Source organism: uncultured Alistipes sp. (assembly GCF_949296715.1).
Classification (GTDB): domain Bacteria; phylum Bacteroidota; class Bacteroidia; order Bacteroidales; family Rikenellaceae; genus Alistipes.
In genome coordinates this window covers 1-5,291 of sequence record NZ_CASFQD010000040.1, presented here as the reverse complement: position 1 = coordinate 5,291, position 5,291 = coordinate 1, and the positions used below count along the sequence as shown (strand labels likewise).

Below are 5,291 nucleotides of genomic sequence, written 5' to 3'. Positions count from 1 at the left end.
CACCCGCCACCCTGCCGCCGGAGGCCGTCGCCGTCATTGCCGCACCCGTCTACGGCGGGCACATCCCGCCGCTCGCGGCCGAACGCATGAAGCAGGTGCGCGGCACGCAGACTCCGGCCGTCGTGGTCGCGGTCTACGGCAACCGGGCCTTCGAGGGGGCCGTCGCGGAGCTGGCCGCACTGGCCGCGGCGCAGGGATTCCGCCCCGTTGCCGCCGGAGCCTTCATCGGCGAACACTCCTACAGCACACCCGCCACACCCATTGCGGCGGGACGTCCCGATGCCGACGACCTGGCCCACGCCGCCGCCTTCGGCGCCGCCGTGCGGCAGAAACTCGCCGCAACCGCAGCGGGCGAAGCCCCCGCCGCGGTCGATGTACGCAAATTGAAAGCCCCTGCCACGCCGCTGTGGCCGCTGCTGCGTTTCATCCGCTTCGTCGTGGGCTACCGCCGCCGACAGAAGCGCCATCCGGTTGTCTACCTGCCCGCAGGCGACGAGACGCTCTGCACCCGCTGCGGACGCTGCGCGGCCGTCTGCCCTACCGGGGCCATCCGGCGCGGCGACGAGCTGCACACCGATCCGGCGCGCTGCCTGCGCTGCTGCGCCTGCGTCAAGGGATGCCCCGTCGGGGCGCGCACCTTCGACACGCCCTTCGCCGCGGCCCTGGCCCGCAATTTCAGCCGACGCAAGGAGTCGGTCACCCTGATCTGACGACCAACCGGAAGAAAGGAAGAAAAGATGGAGATCGAGCACCTGACCGCCCCGACCGACGCCGATCTGGATGCGCTGACCGCGCTGTGGGAGGCCTCGGTACGGGCCACGCACCATTTTCTCGCCCCCGACGAGCCGGGGCTCTACCGTCCGCTCGTACGGTGCGAAGCGCTGCCCGCCGCGGACCTCTACCTCGTGCGCCGTCCGGACGGTCGTCCGGCCGCCTTTCTCGGGCTCGACGGGGAAAAGATCGAAATGCTCTTCGTGGCGCCCGACCGCCTGCGGCAGGGGCTGGGCCGGCAGCTCATCCGCCACGCCGTCCAGCGGTGCGGCGCGCGGCAGGTCGATGTCAACGAGGAGAACGCCGCCGCAAGGGCCTTCTATGCCCGCATGGGATTCCGCGTCGTCGCACGCGACGCGAAGGACCCGTCGGGCCGCAACCACCCCATCCTCCACCTCGCGCTGGAGGAGTAATCCGCATCCCGCCGTTCAGCCGAGCCGGCAAACCATGACCAGCTCGCCGTCCCGTTCCGCAAGAAGTTCGAACCCCTCGCGGAGATACCACGCCGCGGCGCGGTTTTCGCGCTGCACGGAGAGCGAAACCCGCGTGCACCCCTCCGTGCGCAACAGATCGAGCATGGCCCGCAGCAACAGCGTCCCGACGCCCCGCCCCCGGTATTCGGGATAGAGCGCGACGGCCAGTTCGGGCGTCGCGTCATCGACATGTCCGAAGCCATGCATGCGGCGCACCCACACGGCGCCCGCGACGCGGCCGTCGCACACGGCCGCAAGACACCGGTCGTCCGCCGCCCGGCCGAAATCCTCGACATAGCGCCGCAGCGCAGGCTCCTGAAGCACCGTCCGCGGCACGGGCGGCGCCCCGTCCGGCACCCAGACCGCCTCGTAGAGAAATTCCGTCAGCAGCCACCGCTCGTCCGAACGGAGCGGGCGGATCGTCACGTCCGTCATCCTACTCCATGTAGGCATCGACGGTCAGCGGTTCGTCGCCCACCTCGACCGTCAGTTCGGTCAGCTCGCCGCGCGCGTTCTCGTAGCGGAACAGGTAGCGGGAGTTCTTCTCAAGCAGGAACGACAGCACGTCGTTCATGTCCTGCAGCGGCCCGGCCGTGCGGCCGCCGCCCATCTGCTCGCCGTCGCGGAAGACATCGACGTTCGCCGCAACGCGGTCGCCCGACTGCGATGCGTGGCGCCGGTCGCGGAACATGCGCAGCGCCACCTTCACGTGCGTGCCCTGCCGCTCGGCATCCGACGCGAAAGCCTCATAGGTATCCACATAGCGCTGCGTGACATCCACGGCGTGCACGTCGCGCGACTGCTCGCTCCACACCATCGGGAACCAGTCGCCCGTCGGGCGGAACGACACGGCATAGATCGCATGGGTGCGGTCCCCGGCCACGGCCTGCCCGGCATCGGCCAGGTACCATGCACGGTCGAGCGCCCACGGCTGGTAGTACTCCGTGAAGTGCCAGGCACCGTCGATCCACACCTCCGTCCAGCTGTGGTTGCCGCGGTTGTCGTGCCAGGCCGCCGTGCCGGCGAAGCGCGCCGGGATGCCTACGGCCCGCAGTGCATCGACGAGCAGCACCGAGAGGCCCGTGCAGGAGGCCATGCCCTGACGCATCGACTCGGCGGGGCTCTGGTTGGTCTTCTCGCGCAGCGTGTTGTACTCCACGCCCACGACCGCGGGCAGGATGCGGTTCACCGTATCGAGCGCCGCCGCCAGCTCGCGGCACGCAGCCACGCGGGGCGCCAGCCGCTCGTAAAGGTCGCGGCGCCAGGCGTCGCGCACCTCGTCGACCACGGCATAGGGCAGCACCTCGTTCAGGAAGACGGAATCGGGCAACGCCTTCGCCCACGGGAACTCCGCACGGGCGCGGCAGGCATAGCGGACATTTTCGCGGAGCAGGTCGAGCGACATCGTGTCGCGGTCGCCGCGCGGCATCCACGCGATGAGCCACGCCATCGCGGCCCGCTCGCCGCGGGGCGTCTCGCGCAGCAGCGCCCGCAGGCTGTCGGCGCGGGGTGCATCAGCCAGCGCCGCATCGAGCAGCGGTTCGTATTCGGCCGGGATGCCCGCGCCGTAGGGGCCGCCGCAGGCCGTGGCCGCAGCGGCAAGCAACAGAAGCAGAAGTCTCTTCATGGGGAAGGTGTTTAGGACAATGTGTTCAGAATTTCGGCGATCGTCCGCTCGTCGCAGGCGACGGTGGCATACTCGGGGATTCCCTCGACGCCGCCCATCGAGACGGCGGGGTTGCGGTAGGCCATGCCGCTCTCGCGCAGGCAGCGGGCGCTGAAGTGCAGAGCATCGACCCCCGCGGCGGCGATCCGCGCCGCATTCGAGGGGCGCACGCCGCTGCCGGCCATGATGCCGATGCGGCCGTCGGCCTGCCTCACCAGCTCGCGCAGCCGCTCCAGCCCCTCCTCGGCCGTGTTGCGGCCGCCGGAGGTCAGCACCCGCCGGCATCCCGCCCGCATGAGGGCCTCGAGCGCCTCCCGCTGGTCGCGCACCATGTCGAAGGCGCGGTGGAAGGTCACCTCCATGCCGCCCGCCTCGGCAACCAGCGCCGCCGTGCGCGCCTCGTCGATCTGCCCGTCGGCGGTCAGCAGCCCCGCGACCACGCAGTCGGCCCCCTCGGCACGGGCGAAGCGCACGTCGTCGAGCATCTGCGCAAACTCCTCGTCCGTATAGAGGAAATCGCCGCCGCGGGGACGGATCATCACGCTCAACCGCACCCCGCCGACACGCCGGGCCTGCCGGATGGCCGCAGCCGAGGGAGTCGTTCCGCCCTCGTAGGGCGAAGCACACAGTTCCACGCGCGTCAGACCCGCGCGGGCCGCCGCACGGCACGCTTCGATGCCGTAGGCACACAATTCGGTTTCGATCATATCCGCGAATTTAGCGATTTGCGGCGGAATATGCAACCGCAGCACCCCAAAAAGCCTCGCCGCAACCGAAAACGCCTCACCCCGGCGCACCGAATCCGGCCCGGAAAAACGCTCCGCCCGGGCGCCGTCCCGAAAAAAGACCGCAATATCCCGCCTGCCGGAGCCGCAGGACCGGGGTCGGACAGGCCTCGCACAGGAGCCGCCGTATCCCGGGACGAGACGGGCCATCCGACACGCGCGGGGACTACGGCACAAAAAAGAGGGAGCACCCCTCGCATGAGGGGCGCTCCCCGGTCATTCTGCCGTGACCCGATCCCTACTTGATCTCGATCTGTCGGGCAGCGGGCGCCGTCACGGTCTCCTTCTTCTTGGGGATGTCGACCGTCAGCACGCCGTTCTCGACCGAAGCCGCGATCTTCTCCTTCTCCACATTGTCGGGCAGAATCAGGCTCTGCTGGAACTGGCTGTACGAAAACTCGCGCCGCAGGTAGGTGCCCTTGCGCTTCTTGTCCTCGTCCTTGTGCTCGCTCTTCTTCTCCATCGAGATCACCAGCTCGTTGTCCTCGTTGATGTGGACCTTGAAGTCCTCCTTGGTCATGCCCGGAGCGGCTACCTCGATCTTGAAATCGTCCTCCGTCTCGAGGATGTTCACGGCCGGAGCCGTAGCGTTCGATTTGTCCACCCACTCGTTACCGAAAAAGTCGTTGAAAATGCTCGGCAACCAATTCTGATTTCTTCTGACAGGCATCATAATCTTGTCCTCCTTATTTGATTTGGTTAAACATCTTTTTTCGTCCCCGCCCCTTCCGGAGCGGCTTCACCCTCAATCGGTCAAATCCTGTGCCACATCCGATAACAGGAAAAATTGTCACTATTTGTCACAAAAACGGAAAAATCGTCACGTCACGGTGGCAGGAACTGCCGTTTTTGCTATCTTTACGACATGAACGACGAACTGATATTCCGCCCGGCCCGGCCCGGCGAGGAGGAGCGCATCCTGGAGATCATCCGCCAGGCCCAGGCCCAGATGCGCGCCGCGGGCAGCGACCAGTGGCAGGACGGCTACCCCGCCCGCGAGGACATCGAGGCCGACATCGCCCGCGGCGCGGGTCACGTGCTCTGCCGCACCAACGGCACGGTCATCGCCTACGGAGCCCTTTTCTTCGACGGAGAACCCTCCTACGGGGCGATCCGCGGCGCATGGATCACCTCGGACGACTATGTGGTGCTGCACCGGCTGGCGGTCGCCGACGGCGAGAAGTGCCGCGGCGTAGCCACCGAATTCCTGCGCTGCACGGCCGCGCTGGCCCGCACGCGGGGCGTTCCGGCATTCCGCGTCGACACGAATTACGACAACCGGCAGATGCTGCACCTCATGGAGAAGGAGCAGTTCGTCTACTGCGGAAAAATCAGCTGCCGCAACGGCGAAAGGATGGCATTCGAAAAGGTATTGACCCCCGGGGAAACAACAGAATAAACCGCAACGCAACAGGACGCAAGGCCGCAAGCACCGCCGGACCCGCCCGAAACAAAAGGTAATGATGCCAAAATTGGTTGGAGATATAAAATGTAACCGACTTAATATTTGGCAGTTAGGAGGATAAAACAGAGATTAGTAGAAACCGGTTTCTACTAATCTCTGTTTTTATGTCAAAAAAACGAAAAAAACGATGT

At 66.7% G+C, this 5,291-nt stretch carries 7 protein-coding genes; 3 read left to right on the top strand and 4 right to left on the bottom strand.

Annotation, left to right across the window (positions count from 1 at the left end; translation table 11 throughout):
• A partial coding sequence (locus Q1Y33_RS06200) for a 4Fe-4S binding protein (protein ID WP_300798876.1) occupies nucleotides 1-710 on the top strand: 710 nt, incomplete at its 5' end.
• Nucleotides 711-737: 27 nt separating this feature from the next.
• Complete coding sequence (locus Q1Y33_RS06195; protein WP_300798875.1) at nucleotides 738-1,184, top strand: GNAT family N-acetyltransferase; 447 nt, start codon at nucleotides 738-740, stop codon at nucleotides 1,182-1,184.
• 15 nt (nucleotides 1,185-1,199) lie between these two features.
• Here the strand turns inward: Q1Y33_RS06195 and Q1Y33_RS06190 are convergent, their stop codons facing one another.
• The 4 genes from Q1Y33_RS06190 to Q1Y33_RS06175 all read right to left on the bottom strand — a co-directional run bounded on the left by Q1Y33_RS06190 (nucleotide 1,200) and on the right by Q1Y33_RS06175 (nucleotide 4,368).
• Nucleotides 1,200-1,697 carry a GNAT family N-acetyltransferase gene (locus tag Q1Y33_RS06190; RefSeq protein WP_300798874.1) on the bottom strand — a complete coding sequence of 166 codons (498 nt, stop codon included), beginning with the start codon at nucleotides 1,695-1,697 and terminating at the stop codon, nucleotides 1,200-1,202.
• Nucleotides 1,681-2,871 carry a transglutaminase domain-containing protein gene (locus Q1Y33_RS06185; RefSeq protein ID WP_300798873.1) on the bottom strand — a complete coding sequence of 397 codons (1,191 nt, stop codon included), beginning with the start codon at nucleotides 2,869-2,871 and terminating at the stop codon, nucleotides 1,681-1,683. The genes Q1Y33_RS06190 and Q1Y33_RS06185 overlap by 17 nt, the downstream gene beginning before the upstream one ends.
• Nucleotides 2,872-2,882: 11 nt before the next feature.
• A complete protein-coding gene (locus tag Q1Y33_RS06180; protein ID WP_300798872.1) occupies nucleotides 2,883-3,617 on the bottom strand; it encodes a copper homeostasis protein CutC in 735 nt (244 codons plus the stop codon).
• 316 nt (nucleotides 3,618-3,933) lie between these two features.
• Nucleotides 3,934-4,368, bottom strand: coding sequence for an Hsp20/alpha crystallin family protein (locus Q1Y33_RS06175; RefSeq protein ID WP_300798871.1), 435 nt, complete (start codon nucleotides 4,366-4,368; stop codon nucleotides 3,934-3,936).
• Nucleotides 4,369-4,560: 192 nt separating this feature from the next.
• Between Q1Y33_RS06175 and Q1Y33_RS06170 the strand changes: the two genes are divergently transcribed.
• Nucleotides 4,561-5,094 (top strand): GNAT family N-acetyltransferase, encoded by a 534-nt coding sequence (locus tag Q1Y33_RS06170; RefSeq protein ID WP_300798870.1) that lies wholly within the window; start codon nucleotides 4,561-4,563, stop codon nucleotides 5,092-5,094.
• Nucleotides 5,095-5,291: the final 197 nt, after the last annotated feature.

Bases quoted from the DNA above. Each gene is read 5' to 3' on its own strand.
- Q1Y33_RS06195 (WP_300798875.1), top strand. From the start codon at position 738: ATGGAGATCGAGCACCTGACCGCCCCGACCGACGCCGATCTGGATGCG.
- Q1Y33_RS06190 (WP_300798874.1), bottom strand. From the start codon at position 1,697: ATGCCTACATGGAGTAGGATGACGGACGTGACGATCCGCCCGCTCCGT.
- Q1Y33_RS06185 (WP_300798873.1), bottom strand. From the start codon at position 2,871: ATGAAGAGACTTCTGCTTCTGTTGCTTGCCGCTGCGGCCACGGCCTGC.
- Q1Y33_RS06180 (WP_300798872.1), bottom strand. From the start codon at position 3,617: ATGATCGAAACCGAATTGTGTGCCTACGGCATCGAAGCGTGCCGTGCG.
- Q1Y33_RS06175 (WP_300798871.1), bottom strand. From the start codon at position 4,368: ATGATGCCTGTCAGAAGAAATCAGAATTGGTTGCCGAGCATTTTCAAC.
- Q1Y33_RS06170 (WP_300798870.1), top strand. From the start codon at position 4,561: ATGAACGACGAACTGATATTCCGCCCGGCCCGGCCCGGCGAGGAGGAG.